Raw genomic sequence first — 24966 nt, 5'->3', positions numbered from 1 at the left:
GCGTTCCGGTATGTGGGACCGCGGAAGACCGGAGTGGGAGCGCGGCGTTGACTACGAGGACACTGGGGATGTCCGGACGTCGCCAGAGGAGGAGCCGATGGCTGGCAGCCTGCCGCCGCTCGTTGAACCGGCCGCCGAGCTGACCAAGGAGGAGGTCGCCCGGTACAGCCGCCACCTGATCATTCCGGATGTCGGGATGGACGGGCAGAAGCGGCTGAAGAACGCCAAGGTGCTCGTGGTCGGCGCGGGCGGCCTCGGCAGCCCGGCGCTGCTCTACCTGGCCGCGGCCGGCGTGGGCACGCTCGGCATCGTCGAGTTCGACGTGGTGGACGAGTCCAACCTGCAGCGCCAGGTCATCCACGGCCAGTCGGACATCGGGCGGCCCAAGGCCGAGTCGGCGCGCGACTCGATCGCCGAGATCAACCCGTTCGTCACGGTCAACCTGCACCAGGTGCACCTCAGCTCGGACAACGCGCTCGAGGTGTTCTCCGGCTACGACCTGATCCTGGACGGCACCGACAACTTCGCCACCCGCTACCTGGTCAACGACGCCGCGGTGCTGCTCGGCAAGCCGTACGTATGGGGCTCGATCTTCCGGTTCGAGGGCCAGGTCAGCGTGTTCTGGGAGGACGCGCCCAACGGGCAGGGCCTCAACTACCGCGACCTGTACCCGGAGCCGCCGCCGCCCGGCATGGTGCCGTCCTGCGCCGAGGGCGGCGTGCTCGGCGTGCTCTGCGCCTCGATCGGCTCGATCATGGTCACCGAGGCGATCAAGCTGCTCACCGGGATCGGCGAGCCGCTGCTCGGCCGCCTGATGGTGTACGACGCCCTCGAGATGACCTACCGCACCATCCGCATCCGCAAGGACCCGGAGAGCAAGCCGATCGAGGGCCTGATCGACTACGACGCGTTCTGCGGCGTGGTCTCCGAGGACGCCTCCGCCGCGGCCGCCGGGAGCACGATCACCCCGCGGGAGCTCAAGGAGAAGTTCGACCGGGGCGACAACTTCACCCTGATCGACGTGCGCGAGCCGCACGAGTTCGAGATCGTCCGCATCCCCGGCTCGACGCTCATCCCCAAGGACCGCATCCTGTCCGGCGAGGCGCTCGCCGACCTCCCGCAGGACAAGCAGATCGTGCTCCACTGCAAGTCCGGCGCCCGGTCGGCCGAGGCGTTGGCGGCGCTGCACAAGGCCGGCTTCGCCGACGCCGTCCACGTCGGCGGCGGCGTCCTCGGCTGGGCCCGCGAGATCGATCCCACCCTCCCGACCTACTGACAACTCGGCTGTATTTTCTAGCTCGGGCAAGGCCGCCGGGCGCCTTCGGCGCCGGCCTGGGGTTGGGTTGGGTGGGTGGTTGCGGGCCGGTGTGGGTGATTGGGTGTTGTGGGTGGTGGGCTGACGACGCCTGCGGGCAGGGCTCGTTCCTCGCCCTGCCCTGGTCGTCGTGTGGCGGCCGCCCTCGCCAAAGATTTGCCGACCCCAGCGCAGTTTCGAAATGCGCTTCAGACGTGGTGCTCGGTGGTGACCCGCTCGGGCAAGGCCGTGTTTTCTAGCTCGGGCAAGGCCGCCGGTCGCCTTCGGCGAGCGGCCGGGGGTCGGGTTGCGTGGGGGGTTGCGGGCCGGGGTGGGTGGTTGGGTGTTGTGGGTGGTGGGCTGACGACGCCTGCGGGCAGGGGCTCGTTCCTCGCCCCCGCCCTGGTCGCCGTGTGGCGGCCGCCCTCGCCAAGGGTCGGCGACCTCAGCGGGTTTGACCTCAGCGTACTTTCGAAACACGCGCAAGAGCTACCCGGAGATCATGGGGCGCGCGCGGTAGCGTGCCCTGTCGTGAGTGCGTCCCCACCGTCCCCGCCAAGCACGCTGACCCCGCCGCCGGTCCACGTCCGCGCCGCGTTCGGGGCCAAGGACTCCGTGCCCGAGCCGATCGAGCGCGGCCCGGTGTGGCGCTGCGACGACGTGGCGCTGCGGCCCGCGGCCAACCCCGCGGAGGCGGCGTGGGTCGCCACGACCCTCGGCGAGCTGCACGTGCCGGACCTGCGCATCGGCCGTCCGCTGCGCTCCTCCGACGGCCGCTGGGTGGTGGGCGGCTGGATGGCCTGCCGGTTCATCGAGGGCTCCCCGGAGCCACGCTACGACGAGGTCGTCGCCGCGTCCCTGCGCCTGCACAAGGCCACCGCCGACCTCGCCCGCCCCCGGTTCCTGTCCGCCCGGGCCGACGTCTTCGCCATGGCCGACCGCGCCGCCTGGGACGAGGAGGAGGCCCCGCTCAACCTGTCCCTCGGCGGCCGCCTGTTCCACGTCCTCGCGTCCTCCCGCCGCCCCACCACGTTGACCCCCCAGGTGGTCCACGGCGACCTGTTCGGCAACGTCCTGTTCTCCGGCGACGCACCCCCCGGCATCATCGACTTCACCGCCTACCACCGCCCGCCCGAATGGGCCGCCGCCGTGGTCGTCGTCGACGCCCTTTCCTGGGGCGGCGCCGACGAAGGCATCCTCCGCCGCTGGTCCCACCTCCCGGAATGGCCCCAGGCCCTGCTGCACGCCCTCCTCTTCCGCCTGGCCGTGCACGCCCTCCACCCGCACTCCACCCAGCAGTCCCTCCGCGGCCTCGAACGCGCCGCCCACCACATCACCCAGCTGGTCTGAGCCGCTTTCGGTCAGATCAGGCCGCCGGGGTGCCGGTCGGCGAGGTAGGCGCGTGCGGCCTCGGCGTCGCGCGGGGAGAACAGGTACCGGATCCAGGCCTGCTGCTCGTGCAGGACGGCGCCCATCTCCCACACGCAGTAGGTTCCCTTGGCCGTTTCCTCGAACGGGACGGGCTCGAACCCGGCCGCATCCTTGAGGTAGACCGTCTCCCACAGCTCGTTGTCGTTGCGCCACGTGCAGACGAGCAGCAGATAGGCGTCGCCGACGCGGTGCAGGATGACGAAGCCGAGGTCGCCCCTCGGCGTGATCCCGCCGATCTCCGCATGGAGGAACTCGCGGGCCTCCTTGCGGACCACGTCACCGATCTCGCGGTCCTCGCGGTGCAGGTCGTACCACTTGAGGCGGACGCCGGGAAGTTCGAGGCCTTCGCCGGCCGACAGACGCTTGCGCACATGCGTGTAGTCGGGGGAGACGCTTGTCATGGCCCGAGATTAGGCGCAGCGCTACACCGCCCAACAGTTCAGGCTGACCGGGGCGCCGCGGAGGGCGTCGTGGATGCCGTCGTACACCGTGCCGTCGAGGGCGAGGCCGAGGTGGTCGACGACGCGCAGGGGGCATTGGGACTGGACGAGGACGTTGGTGGCGCCGTCGCGGAGGGTGGCGTTGGCGATGGGGCGGACGAGCTCGTCGTAGAGCGTGTAGAGGTTGGTGTAGCGGACCGATCCGATGGTGTCGTCGCCGGCGTTGAGGTCGGCAAGGAACTCCGAGCCGACGGCCATCTGCTGGCAGGCGACGATGCCGATGCAGTTGCCGGCGCCGAAGAACGCCGCGAGGTTGGCGATGGCGGTGCCGTAGTGGGGGGAGCCGAGGCTCACCAGGCTGTCTACTGTAGACGATCCACCGAGGAACTTGACGTAGTGGCGGGCCACCAGGCCGCCCTGGGAGTGGCCGACGAGGTCGACGCGGGCTGCGCCGGTGGTGGTGCGCACGCCGGCGACGAAGGCGCCCAGATCGCGGGATGTCAGCGCGATGTCACCGGTACCGAGGTTGGTGAGTTGGAAGATGAAGACCCGGTGGCCGTCGTGGCGCAGGCGCGCGGCGAGCGGTTCGTAGAAGAACTCGGGCCCGAAGGTGCCGTTGACGATGATCACCGGGTCGGGGGCGGCTGCGGCCGCGGTGACGGGAACGGCGAGGAGGGTGCCGAGAGTTGCGCAGAGCAGGGACAGGGCGCGACGAATCATGGTGCGGCCTCCGTGCAGGGTGTCGTTGGCCTGTGGCACACATCACGTTACTGGTCGGTAACAAATTGCTCAATAGGGCGGACGGTGTGCTCACCGCCGGCCCGGCCGCGGTGCGCAGCCAAGTTCGCGTGCCTGAAACACAGGAGCACCCCCGGGTAACACGGCCTTCTTACCGTTCGACGTCGTGACCACCGAGACGCACTGTCCGTACTGCGCACTGCAGTGCGGCATGCGCATGACCGGCACGGAGGTGGCGCCGCGGCGGTTCCCGACCAACCGCGGCGGGCTCTGCCAGAAGGGCTGGACCGCGGGCAGCCTGCTCACCTCCCCGGCCCGGCTCACCGTGCCGCTGATCCGGATGGACGGACAACTGCGACCGGCTACCTGGGACGCGGCACTGGACCTGGTGGCGTCGACGATCATCAGGCTGCAGGCCGACCACGGGCGGGACGCGGTCGCGGTGTTCGGCGGTGGCGGGCTGACCAACGAGAAGGCCTACCTGCTCGGCAAGTTCGCCAGGGTCGCGCTGCGCACCTCGCAGATCGACTACAACGGCCGGTTCTGCATGTCCTCGGCCGCGGCGGCGGGCATCCGCGCCTTCGGCGTGGACCGCGGGCTTCCTTTCCCGGTAACGGATCTGGCCGGCGCCGACGCGGTGCTGCTGGTCGGCGCGAACCCGGCGGAGACGATGCCGCCGTTCGTGCAGCACCTCGACCGGGCCCGGTCGTCCGGCGGGCTGATCGTCGTCGATCCGCGCCGCACCCCGACCGCCGAGCAGGCCACGCTGCACATGCAACCCGCGCCGGGTACGGATCTGGCTCTGGCACTGGGAATTCTGCACGCCGTGGTGGCCGACGGCCATCTGCGCAAGGACTACATCGCCGAGCGCACCGGCGGGTTCGACGAGGCGTGGCGGATCGCGGCGGCGTGGTGGCCGGAGCGGGTCGAGCGGGTCACCGGGGTGGCGGCCACCGACCAGCGCAAGGCCGCCGAGCTGCTGGCCGGCGCCGAGCACGCGTACGTGCTGACCGCGCGCGGCACCGAGCAGCACGCCAGCGGCGTGGCCACGGTCGGCGCGTGGATCAACCTCGCGCTGGCGCTCGGCCTGCCGGGGGTGCCTGGCAGCGGCTACGGCTGCCTGACCGGGCAGGGCAACGGTCAGGGCGGACGCGAGCACGGGCAGAAGGCCGACCAGCTGCCCGGCTACCGCCGCATCGACGACCCGGCCGCCCGTGCGCACGTGGCGCGGGTATGGGGCGTCGAGCCGGAGTCGCTGCCGGGGCCCGGCCGGTCGGCCTACGAGCTGCTGGACGCGCTCGGCACCGCGACCGGGCCGCGCGGGCTGCTCGTGTTCGGCAGCAACGTGGTCGTGTCCGCGCCGAACGCCGCCGGGATCGCCGGTCGGCTGTCCGATGTGGACTTCCTGATGGTGGCCGACGTGGTGCTGTCCGAGACGGCCGCCAAGGCCGACGTGGTCCTGCCGGTCACCCAGTGGGCCGAGGAAGACGGCACGCTGACCAACCTGGAGGGACGGATCCTGTTGCGTCGCAAGGCAGTGGAGCCACCCGAGGAGGTGCGGACCGATCTGGAGGTGCTGCGCGGGCTCGCCGTGCGGCTCGGCGAGCCAGCGGAGCGGTTCCCCGCCGACCCGGAGCTGGTCTTCGACGAGCTGCGCCGGGCCTCGGCCGGCGGGCCCGCCGACTACTCCGGGGTCAGCTACGCGCGGCTGCGGGACGGGGCGGCGCTGCACTGGCCGGTGCCGGCGGCCGATCATCCGGGCACGCCGAGGATGTTCCTTGACCGGTTCGCGCACTCCGACGGCCGGGCCCGGTTCGTCGCGGTCGACCACAGTGGACCGGCCGAGCCGCCGGACCGGGAGTTTCCGTTGCAGGCCACCACGGGCCGGGTGCTGCAGCACTACCAGTCCGGCGCGCAGACCCGGCTGATCGGTGAGCTGGCCGACACCGTGCCCGAGGCGTTCGTCGAGGTGCACCCGGACACCGCCGAGCGCGCCGGGCTCGCCGACGGGGACGCGGCCGTGGTCACGTCCCGGCGTGGTGCGGTGCGCGCCCGGGTGCGGTGCGTCGCGTCCATCCGCCCCGACCTGGTGTTCCTGCCGTTCCACTTCCCGGATGCCCAGCGCGCCAACCTGATCACGATTCCCGCGCTGGATCCGACCAGCCGGATGCCCGAGTTCAAGGTGTGCGCGGTCCGCATCGCCCCGGCGGAGGTCGGATCATGAGCCGCCGGCGGGTGGTGATCGCCGGCTACGGCATGGCCGGCGCACGGCTGGCCGAGGAGCTCCGGTGGCGGGATCCGGACGGCGACCGGGTGTCGATCACCGCGCTTGGGGAGGAGCGGCACCGCGCCTACAACCGGGTGCTGCTGTCGGCGGTCATCGGCGGATCGCTGACGCCGGACGCGGTGCGGCTGCGCGAGGCGGACGGGGTGGACCTTCGGTTGGGCGTCGCGGTCGGGGAGATCGACCGGGCGGCCCGGCGGGTACGCCTGTCCGATGGCTCCACTGTGGACTATGACGTTCTGGTGCTGGCGACCGGAAGCCGGGCCTGGGTGCCGCCGACCGAGGGACTGGTCGCCGACGACGGGTCGCTGGCGCCGGGCGTGGTCGCGTTCCGCACGCTGGACGACTGCGAGCGGATCCTTCGGACCGCCAAGCCGGGCACCCCGGTCGCGGTGCTCGGCGGCGGGTTGCTCGGGCTGGAGGCGGCGCGCGGGCTGGTCGGCCGCGGCTGCCTGGTCACGGTCGTGCACCCGGTGGGGCACCTGATGGAGCGCCAGCTCGATCCCGCGGGCGGCAAGGTGCTCGCGCGGACCCTCGCCGGGTTGGGGATCGAGGTTCGGCTCGGTGTGTGCGCCGCGCGCTACCTCACCGGCGACGGGCTCAAGCTCGACGACGGCAGCCTGGTCCCGGCCGACCTGGTCGTGGTGTCGGCCGGGGTGAAGCCGGAGACCGGGCTCGCCGAGGCCGCCGGGCTGACCGTCGACCGCGGCATCGTGGTGGACGATTCCTTGCGCACCAACGATCCCCGGGTGCACGCGATCGGCGACTGCGCGCGGCACCCGGGAACGGTGTCCGGGCTGGTGCAGCCGGCCTGGGAGCAGGCCGCGGTGCTCGCCGACCTGATCACCGGAGCCGACCCGGCGGCACGGTACCGCGGCACTCCCGTCGTCACCCGGCTCAAGGCGCGCGACGTGGACCTGGCCGCGCTCGGCGACGTGCACACCGAAGTGGACAGTGCCGACGCCGAGGTGCTGTGCCTGCAGGATCCCGCCCGCGGGCGCTACGCCAAGCTGGTGGTCCGCGACGGCCGGGTGACCGGCGCGATCGTGCTCGGCGCGCCGGACGCGGCGGCCACCATCACCCAGCTCTTCGACCGGGGCGGGCCCGCGCCCTCCGACCGGCTCGCGCTGCTGCTCGGCCGGGCCGTCGCGGGCGTTCCGGCCGCCCATGGCCCGGGGGATCTGCCGGCGTCGGCGGTGGTCTGCCGGTGCAACACGGTCAGCAAGGGCCAGCTCGTCAATGCCTGGCGGGCGGGCGCGCGCGGGGTCGGCGAGCTGGCCTCGGCAACCCGCGCCACCACCGGCTGCGGTGGCTGCCGGGACGCCGTTCAGGGGATCGCCGAATGGCTGTCTGCCGCGGAAGGAGCGACATGAGCATCGACGTGGAGGTCAAGCCCGCCGAGCCGAAGGTGCGGCGCGGCGGCCGCTGGATCGACGACTGGAACCCCGACGACGAGGAGTTCTGGGCGCGCACCGGCCGCCGGATCGCCCGCAAGAACTTGTTCTTCTCGATCTTCGCCGAGCACTTCGGCTTCGCCGTCTGGGCGCTCTGGTCGGTGGTCGTGATCAACCTGGGCAACGCCGGCCTGTCGATGACCCTGGCCGAGATGTTCTGGCTGACCGCGGTACCGAACCTGATCGGCGCCACCCTGCGGATCCCCTACACGTTCGCGGTGCCGAGGTTCGGCGGGCGAATGTGGACGACGATGAGCGCGTCGCTGCTGCTCATCCCGTCGATCCTGCTGGCGTTCCTGGTGCCGAGCGGGTGGCTCGCGGCGCAGTCGCACGGCACCCAGTTCTGGGTGCTGCTGATCTGCGCGGCCACCGCGGGCTTCGGCGGTGGCAACTTCTCCTCGTCGATGGCCAACATCTCGTTCTTCTATCCGGAGAAGCACAAGGGTTTCGCGCTCGGCATGAACGCCGCGGGCGGCAACCTCGGCGTGGCGGTGGTGCAGATCGTGGTGCCGCTCGTGGTCATAGTCGGAGTGCCGGCCGGGGCCGCCAGGCTGCCGCAGCACGAGGTGCACCTGGCCTACGCCGGTCTGGTGTGGATCCCGTTCGTCGTCACGGCGGCCATCTGCGCGTGGCTGTTCATGGACAGCATCACCGACGCCAGGTCGGACGCGAGGTCGTACGTGAGCGCGCTGCGGCACGGCCAGACCTGGATCATGTCGATCCTCTACATCGGAACGTTCGGCTCGTTCATCGGCTACTCGTTCGCGCTGCCGCTAGTGATCAAGAACACCTTCCCGGAGTTCCTGGCGGCCAACCCGTTCGTCGCCACCTACCTCGCCGGACTCGGTTTCCTCGGCGCGCTCATCGGCTCCGTGGTGCGGCCGCTCGGCGGCTGGCTGTCCGACCGGATCGGCGGCTCGCGGGTGACGCTGTGCTGCTTCATCGTCATGGGGCTGTTCACCGCGCTGGCCATGGTCGGCGTGAACGAGCACAGCTTCCCGCTGTTCTTCGCCTCCTACATGGTGATCTTCATGGCCTCCGGCGCGGCCAACGGCTCCACCTACCGGATGATCCCGCTCATCTTCAGCGCCCTCGGCAAGAAGGAGGTCGCCGAGAAGGGGCTCGACCCCGCGCCGACGATGCTGAGGTACAAGCGCGAGGCGGCCGCGGTGATCGGCATCGCCGGCGCCATCGGCGCGTTCGGCGGCTTCCTGATCCAGGTGGTGTTCCGGCAGTCCAGCCTGGACGTCACGGCCAAGGTCAACGCTGCCAGGACCGTGGCGGACAAGCTCGCCGTGGCCCAGGCCAACGCCGACTGGTCCACCTCGGCCCTGTGGGTCTTCCTCGGCGCCTACGTCGTGTTCGCGTTCCTGACCTGGTTCTTCTACCTGCGCAAGTCGTTCGCCGTTCAGCGGGTCCCCAGCCTCGCCTACGCCCGGGTGTGAGGTGTTCGCCACGCACCGGCCGCTGACCTGCGGCGGGAGGATCCCTTAACAGTCGCGAAACGACGCTGACCCGACCTCGACACGGCCGCGGGTGAGCATGGCTATCGAGGAGCGAGGAGGTTCGGGACGGATGGCGCGGACACTGGTCGTCGTCGGCAACGGCATGGTCGGCCACCGGCTGGTTCAGGCGTTGCGCGACCGGGACGCCGGCGGGGACTGGCGGGTCGTGGTGCTGGCCGAGGAACCCCGCCCGGCGTACGACCGGGTGAACCTATCGTCCTATGTGGACTCCTGGGACGCGCGCGAGCTCGAGCTGGACGGCGCGGACTACGGCGGCGACCCGCTTGTGACGCTGCGGCTGGGCGATCCGGTGGTCGCGGTCGACCGGGCCGCGCGCACCGTGACGACGGCCGGCGGATCCGTCCACGCCTACGACAAGCTGGTGCTGGCCACCGGCTCCTACCCGTTCGTGCCGCCGGTTCCCGGCCGGGATCTGCCCGGTTGCCACGTGTACCGGACCATCGAGGACCTGGACGCGATCCGGGCCACCGCCCTCGCCGCAGCGTCGCAGCGGGGGCGGCGGGCGGCCATGGTGGTCGGCGGCGGCCTGCTCGGGCTCGAGGCGGCGAAGGCGTTGCGGGACATGGGACTGTCCCCGCACGTAGTGGAGCTCGGCCCGTGGCTGATGCCGTTGCAGGTGGACGAGGGCGGCGGGGCGCTGCTGCGCCGGTTGATCGAGAGCCTGGACGTCACCGTGCACCCCGGCACCTCCACCCAGTCCATCGCCAAGGACGGGGACCGGCTGATCGCGGTGCTGTCCAACGGAACCGAACTCGACCTCGACCTGGTGGTGTTCTCCGCCGGGGTGCGGCCGCGCGACGACCTCGGCCGCGCGGCCGGCCTCGAGCTCGGCGCCCGCGGCGGGATCGTCGTCGACTCCGGTTGCGGCACGAGCGATCCGAACGTGTACGCGATCGGTGAGTGCGCCTGCATCGAGGGCAGGGTGTACGGGCTGGTGGCGCCGGGCTACGCGATGGCCGAGGTGGTCGCCGACCGGTTGCTCGGCGGCGCGGCGACCTTTCCCGGTGCGGACACCTCGACCAAGCTCAAGCTGCTCGGCGTCGACGTGGCCAGCTTCGGCGACGCGCACGCCAAGGCCGAGGGCGCCCTCGAGGTCGTGTTCAACGACGCGGTTTCCGGCTCGTACAAGAAGCTCGTGGTGTCCGACGACGCCAGGACGCTGCTCGGCGGCGTGCTTGTCGGCGACGCCACGGCGTACACCATGCTGCGCCCGCTGGTCGGGCGGGACCTCCCGGCCGATCCGGCCACGCTGATCGCCCCGGCCGGCGACGGCGGCGGGATCGGGGTCGGCGCGCTGCCGGCCGACGCGCAGGTCTGCTCGTGCCACGCGGTGACCAGGCAGACGATCGACGGCGCGATCGTCGACGGCTGCGCGGACGTGCCGGCGCTCAAGTCGTGCACCAAGGCGGGCACCGGTTGCGGATCGTGCGTGCCGATGCTCAAGCAGCTGCTGTCGGCGGCCGGGGTCGTGCAGTCCAAGGCGCTGTGTGAGCACTTCGGACAGAGCAGGGCCGAGCTGTTCGAGATCGTGTCGTCGACCGGCATCCGCACCTTCAGCGAGCTGATCGCCAGGTACGGCAGGGGACACGGCTGCGATCTGTGCAAGCCGGCGGTGGCGTCCATCCTGGCCTCGCTCGGCGCCGGGCACGTGCTGGACGGCGAGCAGGCCACCCTGCAGGACACCAACGACCACTTCCTGGCCAACCTGCAGCGCAACGGGACCTACTCGGTGATCCCGCGCATCCCGGGTGGGGAGATCACCCCGGACAAGCTGCTGGTGATCGCGGAGGTGGCGCGGGACTTCGGGCTCTACACCAAGATCACCGGTGGGCAGCGGATCGACCTGTTCGGCGCCACGGTGGACCAGCTGCCGCGGATCTGGCGGCGGCTGGTGGATGCCGGCTTCGAGTCGGGGCACGCCTACGGAAAGGCGCTGCGCACGGTGAAGTCGTGCGTGGGCACCACCTGGTGCCGCTACGGGGTGCAGGACTCGGTGAGCATGGCGATCCGGCTCGAGCTGCGCTACCGCGGGCTGCGGGCGCCGCACAAGGTGAAGGCCGCCGTGTCCGGCTGCGCCCGGGAGTGCGCCGAGGCCAGGAGCAAGGACTTCGGCGTGATCGCCACCGAGCACGGCTGGAACCTCTACGTCTGCGGCAACGGCGGGTTCCGGCCGCGGCACGCCGACCTCCTCGTGTCCGATGTCGACGCCGAGACGCTGATCAGGTTGATCGACCGGTTCCTGATGTTCTACATCCGCACGGCGGACCGGCTGCAGCGGACCGCGGGCTGGCTCGAGGCCATGGACGGCGGCCTCGACCACCTGCGGGACGTGATCGTGCACGACAGCCTCGGCATCTGCGCCGACCTCGAGGCCGCGATGGCGCGCCATGTCGAGTCGTACACCGACGAGTGGCGCGGGGTGCTCGAGGACCCGGAGAAGCTGGCCAGGTTCACGTCGTTCGTCAACGCACCCGGCACACCGGACCCGACCATATCGTTCAGAGAGGAGCGCGGGCAGCGGGTCCCGGTCCAGCTGGGCATTCCGGAGGTAGTGGGACGATGACCGCTCTGCACGAGGGAACCTGGATCGCGGTGTGCCGGGTTTCGGTGCTGCAGCCCAATCGCGGGGTGGCGGCGCTGCTGCCCGGTGGCGATCAGGTGGCCGTGTTCCGTACCGAGGACGACGCCGTCTTCGCGCTGTCCAATGTGGATCCGTTCAGCGGCGCGGCGGTGCTGTCCCGCGGTATCGTCGGGGACCGGGGCGGGGTGCCGGTGGCCGTGTCGCCGGTGTTCAAGCAGGCGTTCGACCTGCGCACAGGGGTATGTGTGGACGATCCCACGGTGTCCGTGGCCGTCTACCCGGTGCTGCTCGGCGAGGACGGGACCGTCCTGGTGAGGTCGCTGTGACCCTCGCCGTGGAGGACCGGGGACGCGGTGGCGGGACGGTGGGTGGGGAGAAAATGCGCGTGGATGCGTCACCACTCGCCGGTTACACCGTCGGCGTGACCGCGGCCCGGCGCGCCGACGAGCTGGGCGCGCTGCTGGAACGCCGCGGCGCCACCGTCCTGCACGGACCGGCGATCCGGATCATCCCGCTCGACGACGACACCGAGCTGCTGCGCGCGACCCGCAGCCTGCTTGACGGGCCGGTCGACGTGGCGGTGGCGACCACCGGGATCGGCTTCCGCGGCTGGGTGGAGGCGGCCGAGGGGTGGGGGCTGGGCGATGCGTTGCGCGCCAAGCTGTCCCCGGCCCGGCTGCTGGCCCGCGGCCCGAAGGCCAAGGGCGCCATCCGGGCCGCCGGGCTGGTCGAGCACTGGTCGCCGGAGTCCGAGGCCAGCGCCGAGCTGCTCGAGTACCTGCTGGAGTCCGGAGTGGACGGTATGCGGATCGCGGTGCAGCTGCACGGTGAGCCGCTGCCGGAGTTCGTGGACGCGTTGCGCGCCGACGGCGCGGATGTCGTCGAGATCCCGGTGTACCGGTGGACCGGCCCGGCCGACCCGGCGCCGCTCGAGCGGCTGCTCGACGCCGTGCTGGCCGGCCAGGTCGACGCGCTGACGTTCACCAGCGCCCCGGCCGCGGCCAGCGTGCTGCGCGCGGCCGAGCGGGGCGGCCGGCTCGACGAGCTGGTGGACCTGCTGCGCTCCCAGGTGCTGGTCGCCTGCGTCGGCCCGATCACCGCGGGCCCCTTGTCGCGCAAGGGAATTCCGGTCGTCCAGCCGGCCCGCGGGCGGATCGGCGCGCTGGTCCGCGAGCTGTCCGTCGCGCTGCCGGCGCGGGCGATCCGGCTGACCGTCGGCTCGACCGACCTCGAGCTGCGCGGCCAGGCCGTCGTGATCGACGGCGAGCTCCGCCCGGTTCCCCCGGCCCCGATGGCCGTGCTGCGTGCGCTCGCCGCCACCCCCGGCCACGTCCTGTCCCGCCGCGCGCTGGCCGGCGTGCTGCGCCGCCACTCCGGCCGAACGGCCACGGTGGACGAGCACGCCGTCGAGACCGCCATCGCCCGCCTGCGTGCCGCGCTCGGCCGACCCCACCTCGTCCAAACCGTCGTCAAGCGCGGCTACCGCCTCGCCGTCGACTACTCATGACGCTCGTCCTCGCGGCGCACGGCACCCGGGATCCGGCCGGCGCCACGGTCGCGCACGAGATCGCCGAGCAGGTTCGCGTCCGGCTGCGCGGCGTCGCGGTCCTGGTCGCCTTCGCCGACGTCCGCGCCCCCGACGTGGGCACGGTGCTGGGCCGCCTGGCCGGCCCGGCCGTCGTGGTCCCGGCCTTCCTGGCGTCCGGCTACCACGTCCGGGTCGACATCCCGGCCCAGGTCGGCGGCCGGGCGCTGATCACAGCGCCGCTGGGCCCCGCGCCGGGGCTGGTGGCCGCCGCGCACGACCGGCTGATCTCGGCCGGCTGGCGCCCCGGCGACACGCTGGTGCTGGCCGCGGCCGGCTCGTCGGATCCGCGGGCGCTGGCCGACGTGCGCCGGGCGGCGGTCCTGCTCGGCGCCCGGACGGGCAGCCACGTGCGGATCGGGTACGTCACCACGACCGCGCCCCGGGTCGGCGACCTCGTCGGGCAGTTGCCCGGCCGGGTCGCGGTCGCGTCCTGGCTGCTCGCCCCCGGCCTGTTCCACCGCGCCGTCGCCGGCTGCGGGGCCGGGGTCGTCGCCGAGCCGATCGGCGCCCATCCCCGGGTGGCCGAGCTGATCGCGCGGCGCTACGTGGAGGCGCTCTGCTGCCGGAGCCCGGGAATAATTGAGCACGCAACTAACTTGTAGGGCGTGAGAGGTCGCCGTCCAGGGTGGCCGGGAGTGAGGAGGCGAGATGCCTGCCATCACCGCCGACACGTTGACCCTGCCCCGCCTGCCGGAGCTGTCCGAGTCGGCCACGTCCTGGCGAGGGGTGCGCAGGATCGTGCCGGCTCGACGGTTCCTCGAGGGCGAGGGCTTCCAGGTGCGCCGGCCGTTTCCCGGCGTCGACCTCTCGCTGGCCGACCCGTTCCTGCTGCTCGACCACATGGGCGCGGTCGAGTACGGCCCCGGTGAGGCGAAGGGCGCGCCGTGGCACCCGCACCGCGGCTTCGAGACCGTCACGTACATCATCGACGGCGCCTTCGAGCACACCGACTCGATCGGCGGCGGCGGGCTGATCACCGACGGCGCCACCCAGTGGATGACCGCCGGCGCCGGCATCCTGCACAACGAGATGCCGCCGCAGGAGCTGGTGGCCAAGGGCGGGCTGTTCCACGGCGTGCAGCTGTGGGTTAACCTGCCGCGGGAGCTGAAGCTCGTCCGGCCGCGCTACCAGGACATCGAGGCCCGCGACGCCGCTCTTCTGTCCAGTGTGGACGGTGGAGCGCTGGTCCGGGTGATCGCCGGCACGCTGGCCGGCCACGACGGGCCCGGCGTCACCTACACGCCGATCACCTACCTGCACGCCACCGTCAGCCCCGGCGCCCGGCTGGCGATGCCATGGCCGGAGGACTTCAACGCCATGGTCTACGTGCTCTCCGGCCGGGGCACCGTCGGCCCGGAGCGCCGCCCGCTCGAGGAGGGCCAGCTCGCCGTGTACGGCCCCGGCGCCGCGATCACCATGCGGGCCGCCGACACGCAACCGGCGAACTCCCCGACCGGCTGGGAGATCCTCGTCCTCGGCGGCCAGCCGATCAGGGAGCCGATCGCCCGTTACGGCCCGTTCGTGATGAACACCCGCGAGGAGATCATCCAGGCCATCGAGGACTTCCAGGCCGGCCGGCTCGGCCAGATCCCGGCCGAGCACCTTGCGCACCGCACCTCGGCCGACGAGAAGCTGACCTGACCGACGTCGGGAAACTGCCCGACCGCGTAGCTCGCGTCTCGAAACTGCGCTGAGCTCAACTCCGCTGAGCTCAACTGCGCTGGGGTCAACTGCGCTGGGGTCGGCAAATCTTTGGCGAGGGCGGCCGCCACACGACGACAAGGGCAGGGCGAGGAACGAGCCCTGCCCGCAGGCGTCGTCAGCCCACCACCCACGACACCCAACCCCCACCCCGGCCCGCAACCCACCACGCAACTCAACCCGAGGCCGTTCGCCGAAGGCGACCGGCGGCCTTGCCCGAGCTAGAAAACACAGCCCGAGCTAGAAACACGGCTAGTCGAACAGGCTGGGGTCCTCGAGCACCTCGACGGCATCCCAGCGGTACCGGCGCATGCTCACCCGCTGACCGTCGGCCAGCACGCCCTCGGCGCGCAGCAGCTCCAGCTGGCGGTGCGCCAGGTGGTGCGCGGGCGTGCCGTCCGCCCGCAACACCCGGTGCCACGGCAGATCCGCGCCGTCCTCGGCCAGCACCCGGCCGACCAGCCGGGGCGACGGCGCCCCGGCCAACTCCGCGATGTCCCCGTAGGACGCCACCGATCCGGGTGGAATCGTGGCGACGATCTTCCGGATCCGCTCGTGCAGCTCGTCGTGCATGCCTGCACTTTCTCAGCAAGGTCCGACATGACCCGTGTCGGTCCCCGATCTGGAGGGCTCGCGGTGTTTCCATCGTCGGGTGGCCATCATCCAGGCGCCGCGGCTCGTGCGTCGACCCGCGACTGCCCGGCCGGTCCCGCAGTGGGACGCGGCCGGCCGCCGGGTGCTGGCCGGCGCCGACGGCTTCCTGCGCGTGCTCGGCGGGCCGGGCACCGGCAAGACGACGCTGCTCGCCGAGGTGGCCGCCGACCGGATCCAGGTCGGCGGCGTCGACCCCGAGCAGCTGCTGGTCCTGACCGCGAGCCGGCGGGCGGCGGCCGATCTCCGGGCGCGCATCACCGGGCTGCTCACGTCGGCCGACGACGACGGCGACGTGCCGCGGACCGTGCGCGAGCCCATGGTCCGCACGGTGCATTCCTACGCGTTCTCCGTGCTACGCCTGCAATCCGTGCTGCACGACCTGCCCCGGCCCCGGCTGCTTTCCGGCCCCGAGCAGGACGCGGTGATCCGCGAGCTGCTCGCCGGCGACCTGGCCGCCGGCGCCCCGAACTGGCCGGCGCACCTGCGCACGGCCCTCGGCATGCCGGGGTTCGCCGAGGAGCTGCGGGACCTGATGCTGCGCGCCGCCGAGCGCGGGCTCGGGCCGGAGGATCTGATCGAGCTTGGCCGGCGGCACAAGCGCGCGGAGTGGGTCGCGGCCGGCCGGTTCGCCCAGCAGTACGAGCAGGTCACGCTGCTGTACGGGGCCGCGGACAGCGCGTCGGCCCTGGCCAGCGCCCCGGCCCTGGACGCGGCCGAGCTGGTGGCCAGCGCGCTGCTGGCCTTCGAGACCGATCCCGAGCTGCTCGCCGCCGAGCGGGCTCGGGTGCGCTACCTGCTGGTGGACGACGCGCAGCACCTCGATCCGCAGCAGTTCCGGCTGGTGAGCATGCTCGGCCGGTCGGCGAAGGAGTTCGTCCTGGCCGGCGACCCGGACCAGACCGTGTTCTCCTTCCGCGGCGCGGACTCCCGGCTCCTCGAGCAGGCCGACGAGGGCGCGACCGTCGTGCTGACCACGCACTACCGGATGGCCCCGGCCATCGCCGCGGCGGTGGGCCGGCTGGCCGCCCGGCTGCCGGGACAGCGGCGCCGCGCCCTCCTCGAGGAGCGGGCGGGCGACCCCGGCCGGGTGGAGATCCGGCTGCACGCCACCGCGGCCGCCGAGGCCAACTGGGTCGCCGACCAGCTGCGCCGGGCCCGGCTCATCGACGGGGTGCCGTGGTCGGAGATGGCCGTGCTGGTCCGCTCGGCCACCCGCTCGATCCCGGTGCTGCACCGGGCGCTGGCCGCGGCGGGCGTTCCGGTGGCCACCACCGGGGACGAGCTGCCGCTGGCCGAGCAGCCGGCCGTGCGGCCGTTCCTGACGCTGCTGCGCTGCGCCGCGGTGCCCGCCGCGCTCACCCCCGAGCGCGCGGCCACGCTGCTGAGCTCGGCCCTCGGCGGCGCGGATCCGTTGGCACTGCGCCGGTTGCGCCGCGGGCTGCGCCGGCTGGAGCTGGCCGCCGGCGGCGAGCGGTCCAGCGACGAGCTGATCGTCGAGGTGCTCACCGACGACGACCGGCTGGCGGCGCTTGACGACGGCGAGGCGGCCCCGGTGCGCCGGGTCGCCTCACTGCTGGCCACCGCGCGCCGGGCGATCGCCGACGGCGCCACCGTCGAGCACGTGCTCTGGGCGGTGTGGCAGGAAAGCGGGCTGGAGGAGCGGCTGGCCGGGCAGGCGTCACGCAGCGGAACGGTTGGCGCGCAAGCGGATCGTGACCTCGACTCGATCGTGGCGCTGTTCCATGCCGCCGAGCGCTACGCCGACCGGCTGCCCGGCTCCGGGGTCGCCGGGTTCGCCGACTACCTTGCCGCGCAACGGATCGTCGGGGACACGCTGGCCCCGTCCGCGCCCCGCGGGGATGCCGTCTCGGTGCTCACCGCGCACGCCGCGGTCGGTCGCGAGTGGACGGTGGTGGCCATTCCCGGTGTGCAGGAAGGCACCTGGCCGGACCTGCGGCTGCGCGGCTCGCTGCTCGGCGTCGAGCGGCTGGTCGACGTGCTGTCCGGAGTGGACGCCACGGACGGCGTGTCGGCCACCGCGCCGCTGCTGGCCGAGGAGCGCCGGCTGCTGCTCGTGGCGGCCAGCCGGGCCCGGCGCCGGCTGCTGGTCAGCGCGATCCGCGGCGAGGAGGAGCAGCCCTCCCGGTTCCTCGCCGAGCTGGCCGGCGCGGACACCGCCGAGGGGGGCGAGCCCGTCGTCCCGATCGCCGCCCCGCAGCGCGCGCTGCTGCTCGCCGATCTGGTCGGCGAGCTGCGCAGGGCGGTCAGTGACGGCACGCTGCCCGCCGACCGCCGCAGCCAGGCCGCGCGCCAGCTCGCCCGGCTGGCCGACGCCGGCGTGCCCGGCGCCGACCCGGACGGCTGGTACGGCCTGCCCCGGCTGTCCAGCACCGAACCGTTGCGCGCCAAGGGTGAGACCGTGGCGATCTCACCGTCCATAGTGGAACTTCTGGTTCGCTGCCCGCTGCGCTGGATGGTGGAGCGGCACGGCGGCGCCGACCCGGCCGAGCTTGCCGCTGTCACCGGGAACCTGGTGCACGCGCTGGCCCAGGCGGCCGCGTCCGGGATGACCGACACCGAGCTGCGCGCCGAGCTGGATCGCGCCTGGGACGCGGTCGACGCCGGCGCCCCCTGGTTCTCCCGGCGGGAGCGCGCCCGGGTGCACGCCATGATGGACACCTTCCTCACCTGGCTGCGCGCGAGCCGGTCCGAGCTCACCGAGGTGGCCGTGGAACGGGAGGTCTCGGTCACCCTGCCGCCCGCGCCGGACGGTCCGAAGGTCCGCCTGCGCGGCCGGGTCGATCGCCTCGAGTCCGATGTGGACGGACATCCGGTCGTCGTCGACATCAAGACCGGCAAGGTCCCGGTCAGCGCCGAGGACGCCAAGGAGCACCCGCAGCTGGCCATGTACCAGCTCGCCGCCGCGTACGGCGCGTTCGCCTCGCTCGGCCTCGACTCCCAGCCCGGCGGCGCCCGCCTGCTCTACGTCTCCAAGCGGCACCGCGGCACCGGCGCCGCCGAGCGCACCCAGGATCCCCTCGACCGCGACAGCGCCCGGCACTGGCTCGATATCGTCCACCAGGCCGCCGCCGCCACCGTCGGCCCCGACTACACCGCCAAGGAGAACCCCGACTGCCCCCGCTGCCCGGTCCGCACCAGCTGCCCCCTCCACCCCAGCGGCCGCCAGGTCCCATGAGCGGAGCTTGCGGAGCGGATCATCGATACCGCCCCGTCGCCGAGGAACGAGCGAACTTTCGGCTGGGTTCTGCCGGCTACCGAGCTTGCGAGGTGCTGGTATGAGCGGCCCGGTCAGCCCCCGGGAGCTGGCGGCGGCCCTGGGGTTGCCGGCGACGACCGAGGAGCAGGAGGCGGTGATCGCGGCGCCGGCCGAGCCGGCGTTGGTGGTGGCCGGGGCGGGGGCGGGCAAGACCGAGACCATGGCCGCGCGAGTGGTGTGGTTGGTGGCCAACGGGATGGTGACGCCGGAGCGGGTGCTGGGGTTGACGTTCACCCGGAAGGCGGCCCGCCAGCTCGGCGAGCGGGTGCGGGCGCGGCTGCGCCGGCTGGCCGGGTCGGGGTTACTCGACGAGCTGGATCCCAGCGGGGAGCGGCGGATCGCGGTGCTGGCGGGGGAGCCGACCGTGCTGACCTACCACGCCTACGCCGGGCGGCTGGTGGCCGAGCACGGGTTGCGGCTGCCGGCCGAGCCGGGCGCGCGGCTGCTCACCGAGACGGCGTGCTGGCAGCTCGCGCATCGCGTGGTGTCGACCTGGACGCGGGACCTGGACACCGACCGGGTTCCGGTGACCGTGACCCGGTACCTGCTGGCGCTGTCCGGGCAGCTGGCCGAGCACCTGGTCGACGAGGAGAAGCTGGCCGAGCACGCGGAGGCGCTGTGCGCGCTGATCGAGTCGGCGCCGCGTGCGCCCCGGCAGCGCGCCGAGCTGTCCCAGGATCTCAAGGAAGTCGTTGCCACCCAACGGTTCCGCGTGGCGCTGCTGCCGCTCGTGCACGCTTATGCCGAGCGCAAGCGGCGGGACGGGGCGATCGACTTCGCCGACCAGATGTCCCTGGCCGCGCGGCTGGCCAGCGAGCACGCCGAGGTCGTGCGCGGCGAGCGGGACCGGTACGGCGCCGTGCTGCTCGACGAGTACCAGGACACCGGCCATGCCCAGCGGGTGCTGCTGCGCTCGCTGTTCGGAGCACAGGAGCCGATGGCGATCACCGCGGTCGGCGACCCGGCACAGGCCATCTACGGCTGGCGCGGCGCGAGCGCGGCCAACCTGCCCCGGTTCACCACCGACTTCCCGCGTAGGGAAGGAAAGCGGCTCGAGCCGGCGCGCAGGTACGGGCTGCTGACCAGCTTCCGCAACCCGCCGGAGGTCCTGGCCATGGCCAACCTGGTGGCCGGCCCGCTGCGCGCCGCCGGGCTGGCCGTCGACGAGCTGCGTGCCAGGGAAGGGATGGCGGCAGGAGACATCCGGTGCGCCCTGCTGTCCGATGTGGACACCGAGGTGTCCTGGGTGGCCGACGCCGTCGCCCACCGCTGGAAGTCCATTGTGGACGAGACGGGCAGCCCGCCGACCACCGCGGTGCTGGTGCGGCGCCGGGCGGACATGGCCGACCTGGCCACCGCGCTGCGGGCCCGCGGCCTGCCGGTCGAGGTGGTCGGGCTCGGCGGTCTGCTGGACGAGCCGGAGGTCCGGGACCTGGTCAGCACGCTGCGGGTGCTGATCGACCCGCTGGCCGGCACCGCCGCGGCCCGGCTGCTCACCGGCGCGCGCTGGCGGATCGGCCCGGCCGACCTGGCCGCGCTGGCCCGGCGCGCCGCCGAGCTGGCGCAGGCCTACGCCCCGCAGACGGCCTCGGTCACACCCGTCGACGCCGTCGTGGGGGAGGGGGCCGAGCAGGCCGGTCTGGTCGACGCGCTGGACGATCCGGGCGACCCGCAGGCGTACTCCCCGGACGGCTACCGGCGGATCCGCCACCTCGGCGCGGAGCTGACCGCACTGCGCCGCCGCCTCGGCCAGCCGCTGCCCGAGCTGGTCGCCGACGTCGAACGGACGATGCTGCTGGACATCGAGGCCAGCGCCCGGCCGGGCGGGGTCGGCCGGGCCCACCTCGACGCGTTCGCCGACGTCGTCGCCGACTACGCCGAGACCAGCCCGTCGGCCAGCCTGCCGGCCCTGCTCGACTACCTGGCCGCCGCGGAGAGCGCCGAGGACGGCCTCGAGCCGGGCGAGGTCGAGGTGGTGGACAACCGCGTGCAGATCCTCACCGTGCACTCGGCCAAGGGCCTCGAGTGGGACATCGTGGCGGTGCCGCACGTGGTGAACGAGATCTTCCCGAGCCGCAGGCGGGCCTCCTGCTGGCTGCGCAACGTCACCGAGCTGCCCGCCGAGCTGCGCGGCGACGCCCAGGACCTGCCGCGGCTGAACGTCGAGGGGGCGGCGAACCGCAAGGAGGTGGAGATCGCGCTCACCGCGCACGCCGAGGAGTTCGCCGAGCGCGACCTGATCGAGGAGCGGCGGCTGTTCTACGTCGCGCTCACCCGGTCGGCCCACACCGTGCTGCTGTCCGCACACTGGTGGGGGCGCACCGGATCGCGGCCGCGCGGACCGTCGGAGTTCTTCACCGAGACCGCCGATCTTTTGTCCACAATGGACCCACAGGCTGTGGAGCACCGGGCGGACCCGCCGGAGCCGGACGCGGACAACCCGCTGCTGGCCGCGGAGCGCACCGCGTCTTGGCCGGTGGATCCCTTGCGCGACAGGCGATCCGGGGTCGAGGAGGGGGCCAGGTTGGTCCGCGAGGAGCTGGCCGCGCTGCGGGCGTCGTCGGGCGCCGAGCAGCTGACCCTGTACGACGACCCGGACGGCTGGGTGCGCGACACCGACGTGCTGATCGCCGAGCGGGCGGCGGCGTCGGCCCGGCGGGAGCGGGTGGCGCTGCCCGACCAGCTGTCGGTCAGCCAGCTCGTCGAGCTGGCCGCCGACCCGGAGGCGCTGGCCCGCCGGTTGCGCCGGCCGCTGCCGTACCCACCGAACCCGGTGGCCCGCCGGGGCACGGCTTTCCATGTGTGGCTGGAGAAGCGGTTCGGCTCCCGGGCGCTGCTCGACGTGGACGAGCTGCCCGGCGCCGCGGACGGCAGCGCCGTGCCCGACGCCGACCTCGAGGAGCTCAAGGCCGCGTTCCTGGCCAGCACCTGGGCCAACCGCGTGCCGCACGAGGTGGAGGTGCCGTTCGCCTGCGAGGTGGACGGGGTCTCGCTGCGCGGCCGGATGGACGCGGTGTTCGCCGACCCGGACGGCGGGTGGACCGTGGTCGACTGGAAGACCGGGTTGCCGCCGCCGCGCGAGGCGCAGCCGGCGCTGACCGTGCAGCTCGCCGCCTACCGGCTGGCGTGGGCCGGGCTGTCCGGCACCCCGATCGAGCGGGTGCGGGCGGCGTTCCACTACGTGCGCTACGACCGCACGCTGCGGCCGGCCGACCTGCTCGACATCCGCGGCCTGCGCGACCTGCTGCGCTCGGTGCCGTCCGCGTAGCGCTAACCTCCGCCTCGTGAAGAGGCTGAGGCTGCCCACCGATCGGCTCACCGACCGGCCGGACCACAACCTGGTCGGCGTGATCCGGATGCCGGAGAGCAGCACCAGCCCGGTGGTGTCGATCGTCCGCCGGATCATCTGGGCGCTGCTGGCCCTGTTCGCCGCCGTGCTGATCGTCTACATCGACCGGGACGGCTACCGGGACGCCGCCGGCGACGGGCTGTCGTTCCTCGACGCGATCTACTACTCGACCGTGTCGCTGTCCACGACCGGCTACGGCGACATCACCCCGGTCAGCCAGTCGGCCCGGCTGGTCAACATCCTGGTGATCACCCCGCTGCGCGTGCTGTTCCTGATCGTCCTGGTCGGCACCACGCTCGCGGTGCTCACCGAGCGGTCCCGGCAGGCGTTCAAGATCCAACGTTGGAGGTCGAGGGTGCGTGACCACGTGGTCGTCGTCGGGTACGGCACCAAGGGGCGGGCCGCGGTGAGCTCGGTGCTGTCGGACGGCACCGATCCGGAGCACATCGTGGTGGTCGACACCGATCAGTCCATCCTGGACGCCGCATCGGCGCTCGGGTTGGTGACCGTGCACGGCTCGGCGACCCGCTCGGACGTGCTGCGGGTGGCCGGCGTCCCGAACGCGCGGGCCGTGGTGGTGGCCACCAACCGGGACGACACCGCCGTCCTTGTCACGCTGACCGCCCGGGAGCTCGCCCCCGACGCGCAGATCGTGGCCTCGGTCCGGGAGGCGGAGAACGTCCATCTGGTGCGCCAGTCGGGCGCCAACCAGGTGGTGGTGGTGAGCGAGAACGCCGGCCGGATGCTCGGCATGGCCACCCAGACGCCCAGCGTGGTGGAGATGGTCGAGGACCTGATCACACCCGGGCACGGCCTGGCCATCGCCGAGCGCGACGTCGAGCCCGGCGAGGTGGGCGGCTCACCGCGGCACCTGACCGACATCGTGCTCGGCGTGGTGCGCGACGGGAAGCTCTACCGGGTCGACCACCCGGCCGCCGACGCCCTCGAGCAGGGCGACCGGCTGCTGTACGTCAAGAAGGTCACCCCCGCCGAGGAGTGACGGCCCCGACCCCGGCACACGTTCCGGGAACCCTTGCGCGGTCTGCGACGATCCGGGTGTGCGGATACCCCGCGTGCCCTTCACTTCCCGGCTACCACCCGGCAACGCGCGCTGGATCGCTCTATCGGCTGGCGTGCTTCTACTCAGCGTCGTCATCGCGGTGGTCATCGGCACGTTCGGGCTATTCGGCTTCTCCTCGGCCGATGCCTCGAGCGGCCGCGTGGTGGAGGCCACCGTGGTCACCGGCCAGCCGTGCGACCGCCCCGGCGCGATGGAGACGGTCCGCTACACCATCGACGGGCGGGACGAGCAGGCCAGACTCGACGCCTGCGGGCACCGGTCCGACGAGCCCGTCGAGGTCAGGGTGACTTCCGGCGGAGCCGACCTCGTGGTGCACGCCGCGCAGGCGGCCACCGGGGACAGCGGCAACGCCCGCCGACTCGGCCTGCTCCTGCTCGCGGTGTCCGGCATCGCCGGCGCCGCCTACTACCTCCTCGTGCGCCGCGGCCCGCGCGGCCGACCGGTGCCGGTCCTCGGCCGGTTCGTCCCACCCGACCTCACCCGGTTCACCCGCCGCCCCTAGCTCCGATGGTCGCTGCCGCGAGGCCAACCCACCCGCCCACCCGGTCTCGTGTCCGCTCCTAGGCCACGTCGGCCGGGGCGGCGAGCCAGGTGTTGCACTCGCCGGTGCGGTTCTTCTGGGCGCCCTGCTCCCACCAGGCCGTGGAGTGCGCGTCGGAGCCGTGGTCGCGCGGGGCGTCGGGGTTGTGGTCGCCGCGGTCCTGGGTGGTGCGCGCCTCGGTGAGGATGTTGTCGTCGACCGAGCCGCGTGGGTAGGTGGCGGCCAGGAACATCCCGGAGAAGCACTGCGCCTGCAGCTCGGCGCGCCGGGACAGCTCCAGCCCGGCGGGGGTGTCGGCGCCGGCGTCGTACCGGGCCTGCCAGTAGGTCTCCCAGACTCCGGACAGCTGCTGGACGTGGTGGCCGAACTCGTGCGCGAACACGGCCAGGTAGACGCCGGGGTGGGCGCCGTACTGCTCGGTCTGCAGCCCGTCGAACGGCATGTAGATGGTGGCGTTCTGTCCACAGTAGAACGCCGCGGCGACGCCGGCGGCGACCGAGCCGCACGGGCTGGTCCAGTTCGTCCCCACCGGAAACTCCAGCCGCGGCGCGAAGTACGGCAGGCCGGCCCGCTGCAGCACCGGCGCCCACGCGGCCTCGAGGCAGGGCAGCGCGCTGGCGAAGAAGTCGGCCGCCGCCTGCGGGTCGGTCCGCCAGGTGGACAGCTGGCAGGTGACCGCCGTCGTCCCGTTGGTCATGCTGAACAGCGGGTTGTCGCCGAGCCGGTACACCGGGCGCGGGCCGGTGGGGGTCGCGCTCGTTCGGGTCGTCCTGGCCGCGGTCGTCGTGGTCCTGGCGGCCCGGCTGGTCGTCCTGGTGGTGGCCGTGGTCGTCTCGGTGTCCTCGGTGGTCGTGGTCGCCGAGCTCGTCTCCGAGTAGTCGTAGCCGGCGTCGGCGACGCGATCCCTCTTGCCGGACACCGTGATCACGCCGATCAGGCCGGCCGCGAGGACCAGCACGGCCACCACCACGGTCGCCACGATGGCGCCGGTGTTGGACCTGCGCCGCGCGAACGCGGCCGGGTAGTG

Annotated in this window: 18 protein-coding genes; 14 read left to right on the top strand and 4 right to left on the bottom strand. The window is 73.0% G+C overall.

The window, feature by feature from the left end; all coding sequences use genetic code 11:
- The first annotated feature begins 97 nt into the window (after positions 1–97).
- Together moeZ and VGX25_RS18015 are read left to right on the top strand one after the other, a co-directional pair.
- Positions 98–1276 (top strand): adenylyltransferase/sulfurtransferase MoeZ, encoded by a 1179-nt coding sequence (gene moeZ / locus VGX25_RS18020; protein ID WP_326918972.1) that lies wholly within the window; start codon positions 98–100, stop codon positions 1274–1276.
- A gap of 549 nt (positions 1277–1825) precedes the next feature.
- Positions 1826–2644, top strand: coding sequence for a TIGR02569 family protein (locus VGX25_RS18015; RefSeq protein ID WP_326918971.1), 819 nt, complete (start codon positions 1826–1828; stop codon positions 2642–2644).
- An 11-nt stretch (positions 2645–2655) separates the two neighbouring features.
- On the opposite strand, the gene VGX25_RS18010 is transcribed toward VGX25_RS18015, so the two are convergent.
- Together VGX25_RS18010 and VGX25_RS18005 are read right to left on the bottom strand one after the other, a co-directional pair.
- Positions 2656–3126, bottom strand: coding sequence for a hypothetical protein (locus VGX25_RS18010; RefSeq protein WP_326918970.1), 471 nt, complete (start codon positions 3124–3126; stop codon positions 2656–2658).
- Positions 3127–3147: 21 nt separating this feature from the next.
- A complete protein-coding gene (locus VGX25_RS18005; RefSeq protein ID WP_326918969.1) occupies positions 3148–3885 on the bottom strand; it encodes an alpha/beta hydrolase in 738 nt (245 codons plus the stop codon).
- A 229-nt stretch (positions 3886–4114) separates the two neighbouring features.
- On the opposite strand from VGX25_RS18005, the gene VGX25_RS18000 reads away from it, so the two are divergent.
- The 8 genes from VGX25_RS18000 to VGX25_RS17965 all read left to right on the top strand — a co-directional run bounded on the left by VGX25_RS18000 (position 4115) and on the right by VGX25_RS17965 (position 14977).
- Entirely contained in the window at positions 4115–6127 is a 2013-nt protein-coding gene (locus VGX25_RS18000; protein WP_326918980.1) for a molybdopterin oxidoreductase family protein, read from the top strand.
- The gene (locus tag VGX25_RS17995; protein WP_326918968.1) at positions 6124–7560 is read left to right on the top strand and encodes an FAD-dependent oxidoreductase; all 1437 of its coding nucleotides are present in this window, start codon (positions 6124–6126) and stop codon (positions 7558–7560) included. Before VGX25_RS18000 ends, VGX25_RS17995 begins: the two co-directional genes overlap by 4 nt.
- A complete protein-coding gene (locus VGX25_RS17990; protein ID WP_326918967.1) occupies positions 7557–9086 on the top strand; it encodes an MFS transporter in 1530 nt (509 codons plus the stop codon). Before VGX25_RS17995 ends, VGX25_RS17990 begins: the two co-directional genes overlap by 4 nt.
- 130 nt (positions 9087–9216) lie before the next feature.
- A complete protein-coding gene (gene nirB, locus VGX25_RS17985) occupies positions 9217–11730 on the top strand; it encodes a nitrite reductase large subunit NirB (protein ID WP_326918966.1) in 2514 nt (837 codons plus the stop codon).
- Entirely contained in the window at positions 11727–12074 is a 348-nt protein-coding gene (nirD, locus tag VGX25_RS17980) for a nitrite reductase small subunit NirD (RefSeq protein WP_326918965.1), read from the top strand. Before nirB ends, nirD begins: the two co-directional genes overlap by 4 nt.
- A 59-nt stretch (positions 12075–12133) precedes the next feature.
- Positions 12134–13255, top strand: coding sequence for a uroporphyrinogen-III synthase (locus VGX25_RS17975; RefSeq protein WP_326918964.1), 1122 nt, complete (start codon positions 12134–12136; stop codon positions 13253–13255).
- Positions 13252–13938, top strand: coding sequence for a sirohydrochlorin chelatase (locus VGX25_RS17970; protein WP_326918963.1), 687 nt, complete (start codon positions 13252–13254; stop codon positions 13936–13938). The genes VGX25_RS17975 and VGX25_RS17970 overlap by 4 nt, the downstream gene beginning before the upstream one ends.
- Positions 13939–13984: 46 nt before the next feature.
- Entirely contained in the window at positions 13985–14977 is a 993-nt protein-coding gene (locus VGX25_RS17965) for a pirin family protein (protein WP_326918962.1), read from the top strand.
- Between the two features lie 312 nt (positions 14978–15289).
- Here the strand turns inward: VGX25_RS17965 and VGX25_RS17960 are convergent, their stop codons facing one another.
- The gene (locus tag VGX25_RS17960) at positions 15290–15610 is read right to left on the bottom strand and encodes an MGMT family protein (protein ID WP_326918961.1); all 321 of its coding nucleotides are present in this window, start codon (positions 15608–15610) and stop codon (positions 15290–15292) included.
- Between the two features lie 79 nt (positions 15611–15689).
- On the opposite strand from VGX25_RS17960, the gene VGX25_RS17955 reads away from it, so the two are divergent.
- From VGX25_RS17955 to VGX25_RS17940, 4 genes are all read left to right on the top strand, one after another.
- The gene (locus VGX25_RS17955; RefSeq protein WP_326918960.1) at positions 15690–18887 is read left to right on the top strand and encodes an ATP-dependent DNA helicase; all 3198 of its coding nucleotides are present in this window, start codon (positions 15690–15692) and stop codon (positions 18885–18887) included.
- Positions 18888–18987: 100 nt separating this feature from the next.
- The gene (locus tag VGX25_RS17950; protein WP_326918959.1) at positions 18988–22236 is read left to right on the top strand and encodes an ATP-dependent helicase; all 3249 of its coding nucleotides are present in this window, start codon (positions 18988–18990) and stop codon (positions 22234–22236) included.
- Positions 22237–22252: 16 nt separating this feature from the next.
- Entirely contained in the window at positions 22253–23317 is a 1065-nt protein-coding gene (locus VGX25_RS17945; protein ID WP_326918958.1) for a potassium channel family protein, read from the top strand.
- Positions 23318–23450: 133 nt separating this feature from the next.
- Positions 23451–23900 (top strand): hypothetical protein, encoded by a 450-nt coding sequence (locus VGX25_RS17940; RefSeq protein WP_326918957.1) that lies wholly within the window; start codon positions 23451–23453, stop codon positions 23898–23900.
- Positions 23901–23958: 58 nt separating this feature from the next.
- Here VGX25_RS17940 and VGX25_RS17935 read toward each other — a convergent pair.
- On the bottom strand, positions 23959–24966 hold a 1008-nt coding region (locus VGX25_RS17935; protein ID WP_326918956.1), incomplete at its 5' end, for a neutral zinc metallopeptidase.

Source organism: Actinophytocola sp. (assembly GCF_035942955.1).
Taxonomy (GTDB): domain Bacteria; phylum Actinomycetota; class Actinomycetes; order Mycobacteriales; family Pseudonocardiaceae; genus DASYTH01.
This window is presented reverse-complemented; position numbering and strand designations above follow the sequence as displayed.